Raw genomic sequence first — 18,020 nt, forward strand, 5'->3', positions numbered from 1 at the left:
AAAATAACAGCTCATGGCTGTTGCTGCGAATACTGTAATAACGTTTATAAATTAATAAGTGCGGAATAACTGATTGGGATCGAAAAACTGACCAAGATTACCGAAGCTGTGCGTTGCAACTTAGACTGTGATAACCATTTTACTTTATTGGTAGCTAACATTGACCCAACATAAATCCAAAATAATGCGATCGGCAAAATCAAGCCTACAAATACACTTATATGTAAGAGATAAACCTCTTGGTCTTTCCATGCTAAAGCTGGAAAAATTGCTGATGCGAATAAAAGGACTTTGGGATTTAACAATGTCGCGCACAACAACTCACGTGGTCGAATCGTGGGCTGATTTAAAGCCACATGCTGATTTGCAGTACGCCATAATTTCACAGCTAGATATAGGATATATACTGCACTAATCAACTTAAGAAAAGCTGGAACTAAAGGCAAAGTTGCTGAAATTTTACCTATGAATAACCCCCAAACCGTAATTGCCAAAATGTAGCCTATCGCTTCTGCTGGGATAAGTAGAAGTGATCTTTTGATACCAACTTGTACACCTGAAGATGCAAGCAGAGTGTTTGTTGGACCAGGAGTAAATAATATGGTTATAACTAAACCAATAAAAAACCATGAAATCATCAAATGACCTCACTAAAGGATTATTTGAGATTAATCCAATTACAAATTTATAGCAAAAAAACAACTGTAAACACTTATATCCATATTGCTTCAATCATTTACCAACTATTTATTTTATTTCATATTTATGAATTTCTAGCAAAAGCTACTCAATAGTCATTTATTTAAAGGTGTTTAATAAAACGTCTATGTAAAGATTACTTTGAAAATTTTCTTATATTTTACAAAGATAATGACCCTGAAAAATTTTTAAGTTTTATCTAAGCAAATAATGTTATTTTATAATCATACAGCGATCATGCTTTTATCTTATGTCACCATTTCTTTATGCCTAAGCAATTCTTTCATAAGTGGCTACCTTCATCTGAAAAGGTTGCAAGTATTAAGTTTATGCGAATTTTTGGTCAACAAACCTTAAATCCATTACTTTGGTACGTAAATCGCCACTCGATTGCAAAAGCAATGTTTATTGGAACATTTTGGGGAATTCTTCCAGTTCCATTTCACAGTCTATTTATTATATTGACTGTTCTTTGGTTTGAGGTAAATTTACCAATCGGTCTTTGCATGGCTTGGTTAACCAATCCTTTTACAGTGGTTCCCATTCTCTATCTAGGCTTTTGGTTTGGTACTAAGATCTACCATGTCAACATGATTAACAAAGAAATGCTGCTTGGCGTACTTCACCAAATCGTAAATTGGATTAAGAACTTTGGTCATGGTCATATTGATTTTAGTTTAGCGAAAATTTTAGTGTCTGGTTTAGTGATTGAAGCCATATTATTTGCAATTATTTTCTATGTTCTCACCCATGTTATTTGGCGTTTTCTTGTCATCAGAAGCTGGAAAAAAAGAACTAAATATCAAAAAGAAGAGACCGCTTAACAGCCCCTCCTTATTGTTCTATTAACAATCAATTCGTTTGACTTTTCGCTTTCATATATTGTTCGACCACATCGAGAACATAATCCTGACAAGCCTCACCAGTCGCGGGGTCATATGCTCCATTATTGGTAATGTTATTGGATAAAATACGAATACCTAGAAATGGAACATTAAATTGTTGCGCAATCTGTGCAACAGAAGCAGCTTCCATTTCCTCAACAGAAGTTCCATATCGGGTATGGAAAAAATTAATTCGATCAAGCTCATTATTCCACACGTCTGCGGAACCAATCGTACCCTCAACAACTTGACCTTTTGTGTAGTTCACTTTGGCGTTATAAGCGGCAAGAAGTAAGTCATTATCCCCTTCAAATTTTCTGATCGCAATTGGCTCAGGATCTGATTCATCATCGGGTAACACATCGAACGCTTCATTCCATGTCAGCGAGTCTGAACCTCCACCAACAGGCTGTTTAGGCGTTCTAAATGCCCCAATATTGGTTGTGTATTTACCTAGAACAATATCGAATACATGCAATACTGGATCATGACCACCAGACGTTCCTTGATTAATGATAGCAATTGGTCGATAGCGCTGAATTGCAATTGCGGTCGCAGCAGCCGAATTACTCATGCCCATTCGAGTTTTAGAAATAATGACTGGATAACTCTTGTATGTTCCTTTCCAAAATTTCCAACCACCAATGGTTTCAATACTTACATTATCTAGTTTGGCAGCCATGCTTTCAGACTCTACAGGCAAGGCACCTTGTATAATGATTGGCTGTAGTTGCTTTGGCTGGGGAGATGATGAGCTAGATGATTGGTTGTTATCATCATTACACCCACCAAGAAATAATGCACTACAAACGCTTGTGATGGCCATGATTCGCTTAAACAACATGATTTGCCTATAGACTTGTAAAAATAGCTTACAAGCAATCTGCATACCAATTTTTAGATTTATAAATTATTTTAAAACAATTAAATAAATAACTTTTTTAATCAAATAGTAAAAACCCAGCTTTATTCGCTGGGCTTTATTAGGTCATTTAAAATATGCGTTTATCATCACGTTGGCGCTTGGGTAATTTATCCATTTGCACCATAACGGCTTGCGCTATGTTCATATAACTATCTGCTGCCTCATCTTGGGCAACAACGCTTGGTTTACCGTTATCGGCATTTTCACGAATTTGAACGTTCAAAGGTAAACGTCCAAGCAATGGAATCTCGTATTGTTCAGAAAGCTGATCACCACCGCCCGTACCAAAAATTTGCTCTTCGTGACCACAGTTAGAACAAATATGCGTAGACATATTTTCAATCACACCTAACACGGGAATGTTAACTTTATTAAATAGCTCAATACCTTTAGTTGCATCCATAAGTGCAACGTTTTGTGGGGTTGTTACAATCACTGCGCCTGTTACTGGAATACGTTGCGCCAGTGTAAGTTGAATATCACCTGTACCAGGTGGCATATCAATTACAAGCACATCCAAATCAGGCCAAAGAGTTTGATTAAACAATTGCATTAATGCCCCTGTTGCTTTCGGCCCACGCCAAGCGACAGGTGTGTTATGTGCACCAATTAAATGTCCAATCGACAAAACCGCCATGCCATAGGCATCAATAGGAACAAAATTTTCATTTTCGATGAGCGGTGTTCTACCTGAATTACCCAACATCGTTGGAATACTCGGTCCATAGATATCAGCATCTAAAACGCCTACTTTTAGACCTAACTTTTGTAATGCAAGTGCAAGATTTACAGTTGTTGTAGATTTACCTACACCGCCTTTGCCTGATGACACCAAAATCACATTTTGGATACGAGGATGCGCCGCTACATCACGTTGCTGTGGCGCTGCTTTTTGAATCGGTGGGTTGTTTGGATCAACTTCTGCTTTGGGAGATGCATCCATCACAGGTGGAAGATTGCTATTTTCAGCTTTTGGCTTAGATGAACAACTGTGCCCTGCTTCGCCATGAGCTGCATGTTTCTGTTGAATAATATGTAGATTCAACTCTTGAATGCCGCATTTCTCTAACGCATCAGCGAGATCATCATGGATCTGTTGTAAATAATCTTTTTCTTCAGGATAAGTATTGATCGTTAGCTGTAACACCCGACCTTCTACATTCACTTGGCTAATGCGATCTTTTAAAGCGTTGCTAGAGTTAGGTAAAACATAGTTTTGGAGAACAGTTTGAATATCATCTTCCTTCACTTCTTGTGCTGGTGAAAAAACAGATTTTAAGGAAGAAAGCCACGACATTTTGTTTACTCCAAAAACAGATCAACGTATCACTGAGTGTGGCTAGTGTAGCAGTATTAGAAAGTTGAAGCTCATATCCAGAAAGATAATTGCTCATTTTTTAGAGCCTATGTATTTCCAGAATATGAGCTTGAGAAAACATTAATAAAAATAAATTAAGGTTAGCCTTTAAATTTATTCAATGTGTCTGATGCCGCTTTTTTGAGATCATCTAGCTTATGACCTGCTTGAGCTTTGAGATCATCAAATTTCGCAGAGGCTTCATCTTTCAATTCAGCAGCTTTTGCTTTTGCATCATCAAACTTATGACCAGCTTCTTCTTTCAAATGATCAAACTTATCTTGAACATTGTGTTGTGTATCTTCAAGTTTGGCTTTGATTTCATCTACTTTACTTGAAAATGCTTGTTTGCCTTCTTCGTTTTGCTCAGATACATCTTTCTTCAAGTCATCTAAAGCTTTTTCACCTTTCAGCTTCAATTCCTCAGCTGAATGCTTTAAATCATCAACGGCTTTCTCGCCTTGCAACTGAGCTTCTTTCGCTTTGTATTTCAGATCATTACCTAATTCATTTGCTTGAGTTTTTAATTCATCAATTTTTTCGTTTGTCATGTTCATTCCTCACTATAGCTAAAAAACATATTGTTTGGATCAGACTCATTTATAACGCGTTTAAAGGATGTTTTCGCTATTCGCTGCAAATTGAAACAAAGCAAATACAGGAAGATTCAAATACTTTTCTGATCACTACACTTCCACATTAAAGCTTTACAAAACAAGATCTAATTGTCATTTACTCAGCAAAAATCATTTTTTTCTATTTGATAAAGCACATGCCAACATAAAGGATGATCCACTGCCAAAGCTGGATGTTGGAAGTCTTTCACATATGTCATATTGAGCCTCTGCATGACTGATTGAGACTTGGTATTTTCCAGAGTCGTAAATGAAACTACTTTTTCTAATACCAATTGATCAAAGGCAAATTTTAAAGCAGCCTGAGCCGCTTCCGTCGCATAGCCCTGTCCCCAATACGCATGATCTAAACGCCAACCGATTTCTACACATGGCGAAAATGAAAACTGTGTTGCTTGTTCATGTAAACCAACAAAGCCAATGAATTGATTCGTTGCTTTTAATTCTATCGCCCAAAATCCCCAACCTTGATGATCAATGATGTCGTGGAATTTATCAATCAATGCATCACTTTCAGAGCGTGACAGTAACTTCGGAAAATACTGCATCACTTTGGGATTCGCACTCATCTGAGCAAAGTACGGATAATCCTCTGGCAACCATTGGCGCAAAATCAGTCTAGGCGTTTCGATCATTTTTAGAACCATCAATTATGAATTAAAAACTATTAACAATATAAGGGGATAGATCAGATATACTTTTGCTCATATCAAAATCATAGTCCTTGTCTATAGAACTGTATATATGAATGAAAATGAACTCTTAGAAATTCAAAATGAACTGCAAGCTCAAGAAAAGCGTTTGAAGTACATCCTTTCAAGTAAAAGAAGAATCCAAAATATGATTCTTTCGTTTGAAGGAGATTTGGCTGAACAACTGATTCCAGTCATTCACCATGAAAGTAATGATTATGCTGGCATTGAAAGTAGTTTAGCGCTTTCGATTTGTTGGAAATTTTCTAAAGTTGAGTTCCCAAAAACTGTTCATTGGTGCAGTGAACTCAGCATCAGCAATTTAGAAATTAAAGATGAATTTACCGCTGCAATCAAAGCGCAAGCTTGGTTAGGGACGCTGGGCAGTGATGAACTTTGGCAAACGCCTTTATTTGCTGAAATTACAGTTGATCCTAAAACCAATAGCTTAAAGAGCTATCACATTCATTTCTTATCTAAAGGGAAAATCATCTCTTTAAGAAAAAATTCAAAGCAGAGTGTGACGGTTAAGCAAATGCAGAGTATGTAATCCTTTGGGATGCATACTTTTCTCTAAATTCCATGATTAAAATTAATAGATAAAATTACTCAAAATCGAATATGAATAAAGAAGAAGTTACACAGGAAAAACAAGAAGAGGAAAGGTATTTAAAATGGTCAAAATATGTTTATTCCAGCAAAAGAAGAATTCAACGTAGAGTCTTGGCTATAGAGCGTGATATTGCCCACACTATTCTTCAATTCAAAACATATAAACAAAGCGAAGACTTAGAAACTTTTATTGCTTTTTAAGCTGTTGGAAATTTTCCAAGGTAGATTTTGGAAAAAGTACGTTTTGGTGTGATGCGATCAATTTCGATGAATTTAAAATGATGAATAATCGTACTTTCACATTTAGTGGACATGCTTGGATTGGTATGACTGAAAATACAAGTAATGAATGGAATGTTTCCTGTTCAGGTACTTTCACTATTAATGGTAACTACAATAAACTCAAGCATTATGATTTTTACTTCTATGACAAAGAACAAACTATCCGCTTAACTAAAATGCGTTAACTCAAAGAATCATAATTTTGCTTTTTACTCATCAGAAAGTAACAAGCATTCGCACTCATACATCCCAAAACCATTAAAAACAAAAGTGCAAAATAAACCATCAAACCAATAAATAATACTGAGAAATCAGTCTGATCAACTTGAGCTTCTAAAAAAATCATTAAAACGAATGGCATCCACACAATAAAAAGAACCAAGCCCGATTTTAAAATTTGAACAAGATCGAAAATCTTTTTCGGCAACTTCAATACCGCCAATACAATAGCGTAAGCAATAAAGCCAATTAGCCATAAAATCGGTGTCAGATAGACCATAACTTCAAATCCTCGGCTCGCTAGGCGTGTCACATGATCCTGCTGAACATATAAAAATACACAGAAAGGAATAACAAAACTTAAAACAGACACCAAACTCGCAACCAATGATGCACAGACTAAAGACCAAGATCTCATTTTTATTTTCCATTCTTTGATATTGTAATTATTCTCAATCAAACAAATGTGCTTTGATTGAAGCCAATGTGAAGATTGCATGAAGTCTTAAAACGATGAGATCACAATAGGATTAAAAGATTTCCCTGATTCATTTGTGCAAGTCTGTCCTAAGTCATGTAAAATCATCTGCCTTGCAAATACGAATGAGAGAACAATATCCGTGCGTAAAATTTTAGTCACCAATGCCCTACCTTATGCCAATGGTCCAATCCATATGGGTCACTTACTCGGTTATATCCAAGCAGATATTTGGGTTCGTGCGATGCGTGCAATGGGCCATGATGTGACTTATGTATGTGCGGATGATGCTCACGGTACTGCAATCATGTTACGTGCCGAAGCGAATGGGATTAGCCCAGAAGCGCAAATTGCCAATGTGCAGAAAGAGCATATTCGTGATTTTGATGGTTTTGGCGTACATTTTGATCATTATGATTCAACGCATAGCGATGCAAACAAAGCACGCGCTTCTGAGATTTATATCAAAAACCGTGAAGCAGACAACATCGCAGTTCGTCCTGTAACCCAGTTATTTGATCCTGAAAAAGGCATGTTCCTATCTGACCGTTTCATCAAGGGCACTTGTCCGAAATGTAAAGCGGAAGATCAATACGGTGACTCATGTGAAGTCTGCGGTACAACCTACAATGCAACTGAGTTACTGAACCCTCGTTCAACGCTGAGTGGTGCAACACCTGTTGAGAAGTCTTCAGACCATTATTTCTTTAAGCTGCCGAACTTTGCAGAATACTTACAGAAGTGGACGCGTGACGAAGGTCGTTTACCTTTATCCATTGCCAACAAGTTAGATGAATGGTTTGACGCAGGCTTAGCGGATTGGGATATTTCTCGTGATGCACCTTATTTTGGCTTTGAAATTCCAGATGCACCAAATAAATATTTCTACGTTTGGGTAGATGCGCCGATTGGTTATATGTCGAGTTTTGAAAACTACATCAAAACTAAACGCCCTGATTTAAGCTTCGATGATTTCTGGAAAAAAGATTCTGAAAATGAAGTCTATCACTTCATCGGTAAAGACATCGTTTACTTCCATGCACTGTTCTGGCCTGCAATGCTTGAGGGTGCAAACTACCGCACGCCATCAGGTTTATTCGTCAATGGTTTCTTAACTGTAAATGGTCAGAAGATGTCGAAGTCTCGCGGCACATTCATTAAAGCTGAAACGTATTTACAGCATTTGAATCCTGAATATTTACGTTATTACTTTGCCTCTAAGCTTTCAGACAAAGTTGAAGATTCGGATTTGAACTTAGATGACTTCGTTCAAAAAGTGAATTCTGACCTTGTTGGTAAAGTGGTGAATATTGCCAGCCGTTGTGCAAAATTCATTAACACCAATTTCAACAATACGCTTTCAAGCACATGTGCAGAACCTGAACTTGTGCAAAGCTTTATTGATGCGGGCGATTCAATTGCTCAAGCCTATGAAGATCGTGAATTTTCTGCGGCGATCCGTGAAATCATGGCACTTGCGGATAAAGCGAATCAATATATTGATGAGAAAAAGCCATGGGCGCTTGCTAAGCAGGAAGGTCAAGAACAACAAGTTCATGATGTATGCTCAGTCGGTATTAACTTATTCCGTCAGCTTGCAATTTACTTGGCTCCTGTTCTTCCGACACTTGCGGCTCAAGTTCAAGCATTCCTACAACTTGAAAGCTTTAACTTTGAATCTCGCAAGCAAATCTTAGTTGGACATGAAATTGCTCAATTCCAACCGCTTATGCAGCGTGTTGATCCTAAAGCAGTTGCAGCAATGGTTGATGCATCGAAAGACTCTTTAGCTGCTGCGGCAGAAGCACCAAAAGTGGAAAAGAAAAAAGAGAAGAAAGCCGAGAAAAAGCCTGAGCCTAAAGTGGGTGAAGCTGAGATCATTGGCATTGAAGACTTTATGAAAGTTGACCTCCGTGTAGCTGAAGTTATAGAAGCTTCAACTGTCGAAGGTTCGGATAAATTACTTCAACTCACTTTAAATGTTGGTGAAGCTGAGCCACGCAATGTGTTTAGTGGCATTCGTGAGTTCTATCAGCCAGAAGACTTAAAAGGCAAATTGGTGGTGATGGTCGCGAACCTTGCACCTCGTAAAATGCGTTTTGGTATTTCTAACGGTATGGTACTTGCAGCGGGTAATGGTGAAGGTGTTTGGGTGATTTCACCTGAATCTGGTGCTAAAGCTGGAGATAAAGTGTCTTAATGCTTTTAAGTTAAAGATGATGAAAAGCCTCTACTGATGTAGGGGCTTTTTATTTTTATAAGGATATCGTTCCTTTCACATTTAGAATAGGCATTAAAACGCCATCGAGCTCATTAGTCATATCACCCACAAAACAAATTACACTATTACGAGGTACTTTTTTTAAATACTTCTTTACTTTAACTTTTAAAGGAGTTTTTCCTAATTTAACTTCTTGAAATATAATTACATCTTTGCTTGATGATGTAATATTACATAATGCCAATAAAGCCGCTTCACCAACAGGTGTTAAATGAGGTTGTCCATCTATAAACCTACCACCCGACATACAACAGAAAATTGGTTTATCATCTATAAAAGTCTTAAAAACCATATATCTCAATTTCAGTCCCATTGGTAAATCATTTTCTTTTTTAATATTTAAATCGCATTTTAATGTCGATTCTACATTATCTATTAGATATGATTTAATCAGCGCCATTACTCATCACCATTACTCAAATTTAAAGTATTAACAATAATTTTATAAAAATCTTCTTCTCTAGACTTGATAAAATCGTAGAATTCTTCTAGGTCTTTTTCAAACTGAGATGTCACAGTAGGTACTAAAGATTCATCTTCCACTTCAACTATCCCTAATGCAACAAATAAATTCAAAATCGCTAATATTCCACCTTGGTAAAAATCTTCACTAATCTTTTGTTCTTCTAATTTTTTATCTAGCTCGTCTATTAAAGGAATACATATTTCTGGGAATATTTTTTTAAATGCAATTCCAGCTTTTATGGATTTATGTAATACAAGTAAAACCAAATGTACTAAAGTACTACCCTCGGAAACTAAACGTGAAAATTTATCAGTTTCACTGTTACTCGAATAATGAGTAATATTGTTTTCTAAGAAATTATCTAATGTTTCTGATATTTCAGCTACTTTTGAATGCGAACTTAACTGAATACTAATACTTGATTCAATTTTTTCACGAATATTTTCTAGGTTTTTCAACTCATCTGAAAAATCATTTTTCGATTCTTTTACTTTATCAACAATTGAAATTAATTTTTCTATTTGTGTATTTAACGATGCACTTGTATTGACTTGAGACGCAGATTGGAAATAAGAATAAATAATCGCCAATAATGCTAAAACAATCGAAACGATAGTCCCCGAAATTGAAATATAATTCAGAGCTGATCCGCTACCAGCATAAAGAAAAGCAATACATTGCACAATGAATTGTACGATCATAATAAGTAGTATTATTAGAAGCCATTCTCTTTTAGAAAAGTTATTTGAATCCATTTATGAAATGCTAATATTTTACATTGATAGATAAACTAGCATATTTTCAAAATATTTGTAATTCCCTTAATAAAACCAGATACTTAAGCAAAGGATCACTAATGAAGCATTTATATTTAACCTTAATAGCTCTCACACTTAGCTCAACAATCCTCACCGCTAAAGCTGCTGAACCAACAACTACCCAAGCACAAAAACAAGTCGCTGGTTACTATCAATATCAAGCAGGTGACATACAAATCACAGCCCTGCTCGATGGTACAAACTTTATGTCACCAAGCTTGTTTAAAGACATACAGCAACAGCAAGTTCACGAGATATTAAAGAAATACTATGCAGATCAAGATAAAGGCGTACAAACCTCGATTAATGCCTTCCTCGTTAATACAGGAAAATCACTGGTTTTAGTCGATAGTGGTGCAGCTAGCTGCTTCGGTGCACACTTAGGTTCTGTTTTAACAAACCTAAAGGCATCAGGCTATCAACCAGAGCAAGTTGATACGATTCTACTCACTCATTTACACCCCGATCATGTCTGCGGCATCAGTAAAGATGGGAAAGCCAACTTTCCAAATGCAACCGTATATGTTTCTAGTGACGAAGCCAATTATTGGTTAGACCCTAAACAGGCAACCAAGCTTCCAAAAGATAAACAAGCGGGTTACGAAGGAACTGTGAAACACATTAAACAAGCCATTGCCCCGTACCAAGCCAAGCAACGCTTTAAAACTTATAAACTCGGTGACGACATTCAAGGTTTTAAAGTCATTAATACGGCTGGACATACACCGGGGCATTTTAGCTATGAGCTAAAAAGCAAAGGTGAAAGCATCGTGTTTATTGGAGATATTGTTCATTCACACACTGTTCAGTTTGATCGACCTGAAACTGCAATCGAATATGATATTGACCCGAAAAAAGCCGTTGAAACTCGCTTAAAGCAATTTGCAAATTTTGCTAAAAATGGTCAAACCATTGCTGCACCACATTTACCATTTCCGGGTATTGGGCATATTTATTCAGCTGATGGAAAAAGCTATCAATGGATTCCGATCCATTTTAAAGATTAAGTGGAATAAGCAGAATTTAACCTATAAAAAAGCGACCTTGTTGGTCGCTCTTTTTTATTACTTCATTCCAAAAATCAACTTCAAACCAAGCAGCGTCATTACCCCACCCGCTACACGATCAAAAATCGCTTTTGATTTCAAATAGACTTTTCGTGGTCCTTCCGCAGATAGCGCAACAGCGACTAAGGAATACCATCCTGCATCAATAAAGAAGCACAGCATTGGCAAAACCACGTAAAAATAGGTTGGAATTTCTTTCGGCAACAATGCAGTGAAAATACTTGCCAGTACGATCGCAATTTTGGGATTACTTAACTGTGTAATTAAGCCTAATCGATAAGCTTGTGCAAAACTCATTGTTTGAACTGAGTTATCAGCTGTTTCCATCGGCTCTTTGGCATGTTTAATAATTTTATAGGCCAGCCAAAGTAAGTAGAGACCACCACACACTTTTAAAATCAGATATGCTGATGGTACAGCCAATAAAATCGCCTGTAGCCCCATGACCGCTAAAAACCCAAATAAAGCCGCACCTGTACCCGTGCCAAGTGCTGTAAATAACCCATGTTTACGTGAAATCGCAATTGAGTTTTTTGCCACATAAATAAATGTAGGACCAGGGCTAATTGCACCAAGCATAAGTGCCAACGCAATTGAACCTAAAATCAATAAAGATTCCAAGATAAACCTCAAGATTAGAAGAATTTTCCAGCGAATATTTTACTTTAAAACTACTTTTTAGAGATAGAAAAATTTTTAGAGAACATCATTAATTTTTCTGAAAAGATTTACTGATAGATTATAAATATTTTTAAAATCTTAAATTTAGAGTAAAAACTCAATTCTTTTTCCTGTTTGAATAGTTAGAACATAACACAGTCTAATGCTGAGTTTATAAAATATCCGTTTTTTCCATAAAACTAATTTTATGATCAAAATTTATAATATTTTTAATTGTAAATTTCATTTATTTTCCACAACATAAAACCCATAATAAAATTATGGTTTTATCCATTTTATCAAAAAAACAATGAGGCACATCAGATGCAAAGTAAAAAACACAACGCATTAAATACTTCAAAATCACATATCTGGATTGTTGGCGGCGGTATTGCAGGTATGGCTGCTGCTGCATTTGCCATTCGAGATGCAAAAGTGCCAGCACAAAATATTCATATTTTAGAAGAGCTAGACGTTTCTGGTGGCTCAATGGATGGTGGTCATAATCCGCTCAATCCTAATCATGCATGGGTAACTCGTGGCGGTCGCATGCTCACAGATGAAACCTATTTATGTACTTGGGACTTATTTTCAACGATTCCTTCTTTGGAAGATCCAAATACCTCAGTTAGAGAAGAATGCACACAGTTTAATGAGCAAATCAGAACCCATGCTCAAGCCCGTTTGATTGACTCAAAACACACGATTTTAGATGCTGAGAAATTGGGGCTATCGACCATGCATCGTGCTCAAATGCTCAGACTGCTTGCCCTAAAAGAAAATCGTATCGGTAGTCGTCGTATTGATGAGTTTTTTGATGACGCATTTTTTCAAACCAATTTCTGGCGGATGTGGCGCACCACATTTGCATTCCAGAAGTGGCATAGTGCGGCGGAACTACGTCGTTATTTCCTAAGATTTATCCAAGAACTACCAAGAATCCACACTTTAGCAGGCGTTAAACGGACTAAATACAACCAATATGATTCTATGATTTTGCCACTACAACGCTGGTTAGTTGAACAAGGCGTTGATGTTCGTTTTGGCAGCTATGTCACCGATGCAGATTTTAGTGAAGATGCACAAACAGGTGAACGTAAAGCAACTAAACTTTATTTAAAAGTTCCAGAAGGTACTGAACAGATTGAACTTAACGCTGAAGATGTTGCACTGTTTACACTTGGTTCTATTACTGCTGACTCACGTTACGGCGATAAACATGATGTCCCTGAACTGATTCGAGATCGACAAGATCATGGGTGGCGTTTATGGGAGACATTAGCACAAAAAGCATCAGATTTCGGTCGACCTATGACGTTTTATGGCAATGTCGATGAACATAAATGGAAGTCATTTACGCTGACAATGCATGATGATGTGCTGCTGAAACGTATTATTGCTTATACAGGCAATGAACCCGGAACTGGCGCATTAATGACATGGTTTGAGTCTGGTTGGCATCTTTCTGTGGTCGTCCCTGCTCAACCCCATTTTGCAGACTTACCTGAAGGCAAATTTACGCTATGGGGTTATGGTTTTGAAATCGATCATATCGGTGACTACATTAAAAAACCAATGAGTGAAGCGACAGGTCAGGAAATCTTAATTGAATTGATCCAGCAGCTTGGTTTTGACGATATTTTAGATCATGTACTTGCACACACGGATATCACAACCGTCATGATGCCTTATGCTTCAGCGCTTTTCGCATGTCGTAAAGAAGGCGATCGTCCACTTTTGATTCCTGAAAATGCAGCCAACTTTGCGTTCTTAGGTCAGTTTGTTGAACTTGAAGATGATGTAGTGTTCACAGTCGAATATTCAATTCGTGGGGCAATGCTCGCCATCTATGAATTATTTGGTGTCGATCGAGAAGTACCTGATATTTATAATGGATTGCTTGATCCAAAAGTTGGGTTAAAAGCTTTAGAAGCGGTATTCCATTAAACAAAGGTTGAGGAATAGGTCATCTCTGACTTATTCCTTAGTTTCTATTTACACAAAACCAGATAAACAACTTCACTGGTAAATGAACCATCCGACTGAACTTGATAATATTGTTGGGCTTGATCAGATGCTTTGCTTTGTAAATATCGAATGGTCTGCACAGCATGAGCTGGTGTTTGCATGCGTTCCGTCCAACGTTGAAACTCCAAATTCAAGGATTGTTTTTCAATCGTTTCAACTTTAAATCCTGCATATTCTGCAAAACGCATCCATTCTTGCAAACTATAATTTCGAACATGACTCGGATCACGAATCGTTTCTATCGTCTGAAAGAATGTATCAATAACTGGATGTGAATTGCCTAAAATATCAATAATAATGGCTTTACCAGATGCTGTTAATACACGGTGCATCTCACTCATGGCCTGAGCGACATTTTGCCAATGATGTGCTGAATAACGGCTAATAACACAATCAAAACTACCATCGGCAAAAGCTAAAGATTCTGCTGCACCTTGTTGTCCTACGACATTTTGCAATCCTTTTTGCTGTGCTTGAGACACAACCAATTCAACCATCGACGGTGTTAAATCATAGGCTGTTACTTGTTCTACAAATGGCGCAACTTGATAGCTAACATGACCACCACCACAGCCTAAATCTAAAACTCGTTTTAATTGATGTGCTTGAATACACTGCTGCATTTTCTCAAACTCTATGCCCTGTGCATGCACTGAACTATTTAAATAAGCTTGAGATTTGTCTTGATATTGCTGTTGATTAACATGATGTTGGGTATTCATTATTATTCCAAAAAAGAATCGTGGTGCTTTTTAAAATAGCCAATTCATTATAAAAATAAAAATGATGTATTTTAATAAAATTAATAAAAATAAGTTATCAATCAGAACCCAATCAGACTTGCTGCAACATTGATTGCGACCGCCAAAATCATCGTATTAAAAACAAAAGCCAGCACACAATGAAAAATATTAAGATGTCTCACTTGAGAACTGGTAATCGAAACATCAGCTGTCTGCGCCGAAGTACCAATAATATAACTAAAATAAATGAAATCGAGATAATCAGGTTGTTCTGTTTTAGGAAACTCCAAGCCAGTCTCATCTAAATGACTTTTTGCAAGGTAATAATCATGCGCATAATGAATAGCAAATAAGGTATGTAATAACAACCATGTAGAAAAGATTGTCCCGATTGTTAGTAAAATTAGAATACCTTTCAAGACGGCATTATCTTTGGGAACATGACTCAACTGCACCACAATTGAAATAAAACACACGACAATCGCGATTAATACAGCGACCAAGATCATCCATTTGCCTTCATCTTGCTGTTTCGCTCGCTCAAGAATATGTGCCGCATCTAAATGCCACATCATTTTTAGCGTCAAAAATAAATACAGCCAAATCGCAATATTCCATCCCAGTTGCAAGCATGTTGCCCAATGCCACTGAGTAAAAAAATGCAAAACTGCATAAATCAACAAACCCAATGAAAAAGTTGCTGATAAATATGGGCGGTGCTTCACCCCTCTGGCGAAACGAGATGCAAATGCTCGCATGATCGACCTATCTATTATGTTTTTACTTAAATTATTTCTTCTATTTTTAGCACTGAATCTCGCTGAATAATTGAGTTAAAAGCCTTCTTTTACTGAAACTAAACAAAATAAAGAAATGCTCCATATTTACATCGGACAAAAATGTCCGTTAAATATTAGTTAAGTTTCTATTCGAATTTCTCTCATGGTCAAACGTCAACAATTGGCAGCTCACAATCGTGATGAATTACTGAATGCTGCTGAAGAAGTTTTCAGAGCACAAGGCGTTCATGTACCATTGCAAGTGATTATTGATCATGCAGGTGTTGGCCGAGCGACCTTTTATCGAAACTTTGCCGATCGTAAGGCACTGATAGCAGCATTATTAGAACGTGCAATTACACGTTTAGAGCAAAGAGCACAGGCTTTGATGCCCTATGACGATGGTTTCATTCGTTTGATTGAAAGTAATTTAGAACAACTTCCTCAGCTCGTTGTACTGATTGATTACTGGCGCATTATTGATCGCCAAGACCCAATCATGCTAAATATTTATGAACGGCGAGATAAAGCATTACAACCACTCATTGATCAAGCTATACAACATCATTTATGCCGCCCTGATTTAACCACGCAAGATTTTGCGATGATCACGGCGATTTTAGGTTCTTCATTTCAAGGACATACTGCTGCCGATCAAGTTAGGCTCGCTAGACGTGCAATAGAATTATTATTAAACGGCATTAAAATTTAGTTCGAGGATAATATGGATAAAACACCTCGCTATCTTGAAACCCCTCCAAACTGGTCTGTGGATGAGCGTCCAACTTTGCCCGGATCACCTGCGGCTATTGCCCATGCAACACCGAAGCGCTTGGCCTATTTTGTTATTGGTTTATTTATCGCGATTGCAGCCAGTCTAAGTAACGGCTTTATTGTTGCAAACTTACCCATTTTTCAGGGTGAATATGGCTTAACACCATCACAGGCAGCATGGTTACCTGCTGTGTATGTGATGGCAAATGTCAGTTCCAACTTGATTCTATTTAAAGCGCGTCAGCAGTATGGTTTACGCTTATTTTCAGAAATTGGTCTGCTGGTTTTTATCGGCGTTTTGATTCTGCATATCTTTGTTAAGACCTATGAAATGGCACTTTTCGTGCGTTTCATCGCGGGTTTAGCTGCTGCCCCACTCAGTTCATTAGGCATGTATTACACCATGCAAGCCTTTAGCCGTGCAGATATGCCGAAAGGGATTTATTTGGCTTTCGGTTTCCAACAACTTGGGCTGCCATTGGCTTGGATTATTTCGCCTTTTCTTTTGAGTGCGAATCAGTGGGATGTGATTTACACCTTTGAATTAGGCTTAGCAATTTGCTGTTTTGCAATGGTCGTGTCGCTCAAACTACCACGAAGCTTACGTTTAGATGTTTTCGAGAAACAAGATTTCTTTACCTTTGCTTTACTCGCACCTGGTTTTGCTTGTTTATGTATTGTTTTAACTCAAGGCCCTATTCTTTGGTGGTTCAATAGTCCATGGCTGGCCTATATCTTGATTGTCGGTTTTTGCCTCATCGTACTTGGCCTAACCTACGAACACTATCGTAGAAACCCACTGATCATGACTCGCTGGCTTGCAGCAGGAGAGTTATTAAGCTTTATCGCGAGTGCCTTTGCTCTACGCTTATTAATGTCGGAACAAAGCTATGCCGCAGTAAACTTTTTAAAAACTATGGGAATGGGACCTGACCAATTTGTACCACTTTATGTTGTGATCTTCTGTGGAACGATTGCTGGTTCGGTTTTCAGTGCGATTACCTTTCATCGTGAGCGTTTGATTTTAAATTTATTCCTCGCCGAAATTTTAATTTTAATTGCTTGTGCATTGGACTATCACCTGACCAGTGATGTCCGTCCAGCAAACTTTTATCGTAGTCAATTTTTAGTGAGTTTTGCAGGCGGTGTATTCATTGGTCCACTGCTGCTGATGGGTTTTATGCGGACATTACAACGCGGTCCACAATATGTCGTGACCTTTATCGTGTTGTTCTCGGCAACACAGAACTTTGGTGGTTTGGTTGGCTCATCATTTTTTAATACCTACCAACAACACCAAACCAATAATTATAAAGTTGAGATCAACAGCAACTTGGATCCAACAAACCCACTTGTCGCACAACGTTTACAGACTTATCAGCATAGTGCCATGGTTACAACCAATGATCCTGTTTTGCAAAGTAATCAAGCGGCTCAGAACTTAAATAAAGTCGTCACTCGTGAAGCACAAGTTCGTGCCTATAACGATGTGATCGTACTGAATGGCATTTTTGCCGTCATTTTACTGCTATGGGGCTTGTTTAAGTATGTACGCAATAAGTACATCACCCGAAGAAATCTGCAAGCAGCAAATTAACCCTTATAGTATTTGATTGAGAAA

The 18,020-nt window shown here is 37.5% G+C and carries 18 protein-coding genes and 1 pseudogene; 8 read left to right on the forward strand and 11 right to left on the reverse strand.

Translation table 11 applies throughout. The features are described 5' to 3' along the window. Positions 1–44 precede the first annotated feature (44 nt). Positions 45–638: a LysE family translocator gene (locus tag F959_RS14055; RefSeq protein ID WP_004881247.1), complete on the reverse strand. Its 594-nt coding sequence runs from the start codon at positions 636–638 to the stop codon at positions 45–47. Positions 639–965: 327 nt separating this feature from the next. On the opposite strand from F959_RS14055, the gene F959_RS14060 reads away from it, so the two are divergent. Then, a complete protein-coding gene (locus F959_RS14060; protein WP_004881250.1) occupies positions 966–1,523 on the forward strand; it encodes a DUF2062 domain-containing protein in 558 nt (185 codons plus the stop codon). 28 nt (positions 1,524–1,551) lie between these two features. On the opposite strand, the gene F959_RS14065 is transcribed toward F959_RS14060, so the two are convergent. The 4 genes from F959_RS14065 to F959_RS14080 form a co-directional block, all read right to left on the reverse strand. Further along, positions 1,552–2,427 (reverse strand): 5'-methylthioadenosine/S-adenosylhomocysteine nucleosidase, encoded by an 876-nt coding sequence (locus F959_RS14065; RefSeq protein ID WP_004881251.1) that lies wholly within the window; start codon positions 2,425–2,427, stop codon positions 1,552–1,554. Between the two features lie 148 nt (positions 2,428–2,575). Further along, entirely contained in the window at positions 2,576–3,805 is a 1,230-nt protein-coding gene (gene apbC, locus F959_RS14070) for an iron-sulfur cluster carrier protein ApbC (RefSeq protein ID WP_004881253.1), read from the reverse strand. Between the two features lie 161 nt (positions 3,806–3,966). Further along, positions 3,967–4,416 (reverse strand): hypothetical protein, encoded by a 450-nt coding sequence (locus F959_RS14075; protein WP_004881255.1) that lies wholly within the window; start codon positions 4,414–4,416, stop codon positions 3,967–3,969. Between the two features lie 185 nt (positions 4,417–4,601). After that, positions 4,602–5,135, reverse strand: a complete 534-nt coding sequence (locus F959_RS14080; protein WP_004881258.1) for a GNAT family N-acetyltransferase — start codon at positions 5,133–5,135, stop codon at positions 4,602–4,604. Positions 5,136–5,244: 109 nt separating this feature from the next. On the opposite strand from F959_RS14080, the gene F959_RS14085 reads away from it, so the two are divergent. Further along, entirely contained in the window at positions 5,245–5,742 is a 498-nt protein-coding gene (locus tag F959_RS14085; RefSeq protein WP_004881259.1) for a hypothetical protein, read from the forward strand. A 71-nt stretch (positions 5,743–5,813) separates the two neighbouring features. Then, positions 5,814–6,271: pseudogene (locus F959_RS14090) on the forward strand (hypothetical protein). Here F959_RS14090 and F959_RS14095 read toward each other — a convergent pair. Beyond that, the gene (locus F959_RS14095) at positions 6,268–6,723 is read right to left on the reverse strand and encodes a hypothetical protein (protein WP_004881266.1); all 456 of its coding nucleotides are present in this window, start codon (positions 6,721–6,723) and stop codon (positions 6,268–6,270) included. The pseudogene F959_RS14090 and the gene F959_RS14095 sit on opposite strands and share 4 nt — an antisense overlap. Positions 6,724–6,925: 202 nt before the next feature. On the opposite strand from F959_RS14095, the gene metG reads away from it, so the two are divergent. Next, the gene (metG, locus tag F959_RS14100) at positions 6,926–8,983 is read left to right on the forward strand and encodes a methionine--tRNA ligase (protein WP_004881269.1); all 2,058 of its coding nucleotides are present in this window, start codon (positions 6,926–6,928) and stop codon (positions 8,981–8,983) included. A 55-nt stretch (positions 8,984–9,038) separates the two neighbouring features. On the opposite strand, the gene F959_RS14105 is transcribed toward metG, so the two are convergent. Together F959_RS14105 and F959_RS14110 are read right to left on the reverse strand one after the other, a co-directional pair. Continuing rightward, positions 9,039–9,464 (reverse strand): hypothetical protein, encoded by a 426-nt coding sequence (locus F959_RS14105; RefSeq protein WP_004881271.1) that lies wholly within the window; start codon positions 9,462–9,464, stop codon positions 9,039–9,041. Further along, positions 9,464–10,285: a hypothetical protein gene (locus F959_RS14110; RefSeq protein ID WP_227499165.1), complete on the reverse strand. Its 822-nt coding sequence runs from the start codon at positions 10,283–10,285 to the stop codon at positions 9,464–9,466. The genes F959_RS14105 and F959_RS14110 overlap by 1 nt, the downstream gene beginning before the upstream one ends. 101 nt (positions 10,286–10,386) lie before the next feature. On the opposite strand from F959_RS14110, the gene F959_RS14115 reads away from it, so the two are divergent. Continuing rightward, positions 10,387–11,355, forward strand: coding sequence for an MBL fold metallo-hydrolase (locus F959_RS14115; RefSeq protein WP_004881276.1), 969 nt, complete (start codon positions 10,387–10,389; stop codon positions 11,353–11,355). Positions 11,356–11,412: 57 nt separating this feature from the next. On the opposite strand, the gene F959_RS14120 is transcribed toward F959_RS14115, so the two are convergent. Then, entirely contained in the window at positions 11,413–12,039 is a 627-nt protein-coding gene (locus F959_RS14120; RefSeq protein ID WP_372595739.1) for a LysE family translocator, read from the reverse strand. A gap of 309 nt (positions 12,040–12,348) precedes the next feature. Here F959_RS14120 and F959_RS14125 point away from each other — a divergent pair, with 309 nt between their 5' ends. Beyond that, on the forward strand, positions 12,349–14,022 hold the full coding sequence (locus F959_RS14125) for an oleate hydratase (protein ID WP_227499166.1): 1,674 nt from the start codon (positions 12,349–12,351) through the stop codon (positions 14,020–14,022). 44 nt (positions 14,023–14,066) lie between these two features. Here F959_RS14125 and F959_RS14130 read toward each other — a convergent pair whose 3' ends face one another. Beyond that, a complete protein-coding gene (locus F959_RS14130) occupies positions 14,067–14,825 on the reverse strand; it encodes a class I SAM-dependent methyltransferase (RefSeq protein WP_004881281.1) in 759 nt (252 codons plus the stop codon). Positions 14,826–14,926: 101 nt separating this feature from the next. Next, positions 14,927–15,604: a DUF1345 domain-containing protein gene (locus tag F959_RS14135; RefSeq protein ID WP_004881282.1), complete on the reverse strand. Its 678-nt coding sequence runs from the start codon at positions 15,602–15,604 to the stop codon at positions 14,927–14,929. Between the two features lie 184 nt (positions 15,605–15,788). Here F959_RS14135 and F959_RS14140 point away from each other — a divergent pair, with 184 nt between their 5' ends. Next, entirely contained in the window at positions 15,789–16,337 is a 549-nt protein-coding gene (locus tag F959_RS14140) for a TetR/AcrR family transcriptional regulator (RefSeq protein WP_004881284.1), read from the forward strand. Between the two features lie 12 nt (positions 16,338–16,349). Continuing rightward, positions 16,350–17,996, forward strand: a complete 1,647-nt coding sequence (locus F959_RS14145; RefSeq protein WP_004881289.1) for an MFS transporter — start codon at positions 16,350–16,352, stop codon at positions 17,994–17,996. Positions 17,997–18,020 lie beyond the last annotated feature (24 nt).

Origin of the sequence: Acinetobacter venetianus RAG-1 = CIP 110063, assembly GCF_000368585.1 — a bacterium.
GTDB lineage: Bacteria > Pseudomonadota > Gammaproteobacteria > Pseudomonadales > Moraxellaceae > Acinetobacter > Acinetobacter venetianus.

What these genes read in the sequence shown, in the direction of transcription:
- F959_RS14055 (WP_004881247.1), bottom strand. Translation starts at nt 638, where the DNA reads ATGATTTCATGGTTTTTTATTGGTTTAGTTATAACCATATTATTTACT.
- F959_RS14060 (WP_004881250.1), top strand. Translation starts at nt 966, where the DNA reads ATGCCTAAGCAATTCTTTCATAAGTGGCTACCTTCATCTGAAAAGGTT.
- F959_RS14065 (WP_004881251.1), bottom strand. Translation starts at nt 2,427, where the DNA reads ATGTTGTTTAAGCGAATCATGGCCATCACAAGCGTTTGTAGTGCATTA.
- apbC (WP_004881253.1), bottom strand. Translation starts at nt 3,805, where the DNA reads ATGTCGTGGCTTTCTTCCTTAAAATCTGTTTTTTCACCAGCACAAGAA.
- F959_RS14075 (WP_004881255.1), bottom strand. Translation starts at nt 4,416, where the DNA reads ATGACAAACGAAAAAATTGATGAATTAAAAACTCAAGCAAATGAATTA.
- F959_RS14080 (WP_004881258.1), bottom strand. Translation starts at nt 5,135, where the DNA reads ATGATCGAAACGCCTAGACTGATTTTGCGCCAATGGTTGCCAGAGGAT.
- F959_RS14085 (WP_004881259.1), top strand. Translation starts at nt 5,245, where the DNA reads ATGAATGAAAATGAACTCTTAGAAATTCAAAATGAACTGCAAGCTCAA.
- F959_RS14095 (WP_004881266.1), bottom strand. Translation starts at nt 6,723, where the DNA reads ATGAGATCTTGGTCTTTAGTCTGTGCATCATTGGTTGCGAGTTTGGTG.
- F959_RS14105 (WP_004881271.1), bottom strand. Translation starts at nt 9,464, where the DNA reads ATGGCGCTGATTAAATCATATCTAATAGATAATGTAGAATCGACATTA.
- F959_RS14110 (WP_227499165.1), bottom strand. Translation starts at nt 10,285, where the DNA reads ATGGATTCAAATAACTTTTCTAAAAGAGAATGGCTTCTAATAATACTA.
- F959_RS14115 (WP_004881276.1), top strand. Translation starts at nt 10,387, where the DNA reads ATGAAGCATTTATATTTAACCTTAATAGCTCTCACACTTAGCTCAACA.
- F959_RS14130 (WP_004881281.1), bottom strand. Translation starts at nt 14,825, where the DNA reads ATGAATACCCAACATCATGTTAATCAACAGCAATATCAAGACAAATCT.
- F959_RS14135 (WP_004881282.1), bottom strand. Translation starts at nt 15,604, where the DNA reads ATGCGAGCATTTGCATCTCGTTTCGCCAGAGGGGTGAAGCACCGCCCA.
- F959_RS14140 (WP_004881284.1), top strand. Translation starts at nt 15,789, where the DNA reads ATGGTCAAACGTCAACAATTGGCAGCTCACAATCGTGATGAATTACTG.
- F959_RS14145 (WP_004881289.1), top strand. Translation starts at nt 16,350, where the DNA reads ATGGATAAAACACCTCGCTATCTTGAAACCCCTCCAAACTGGTCTGTG.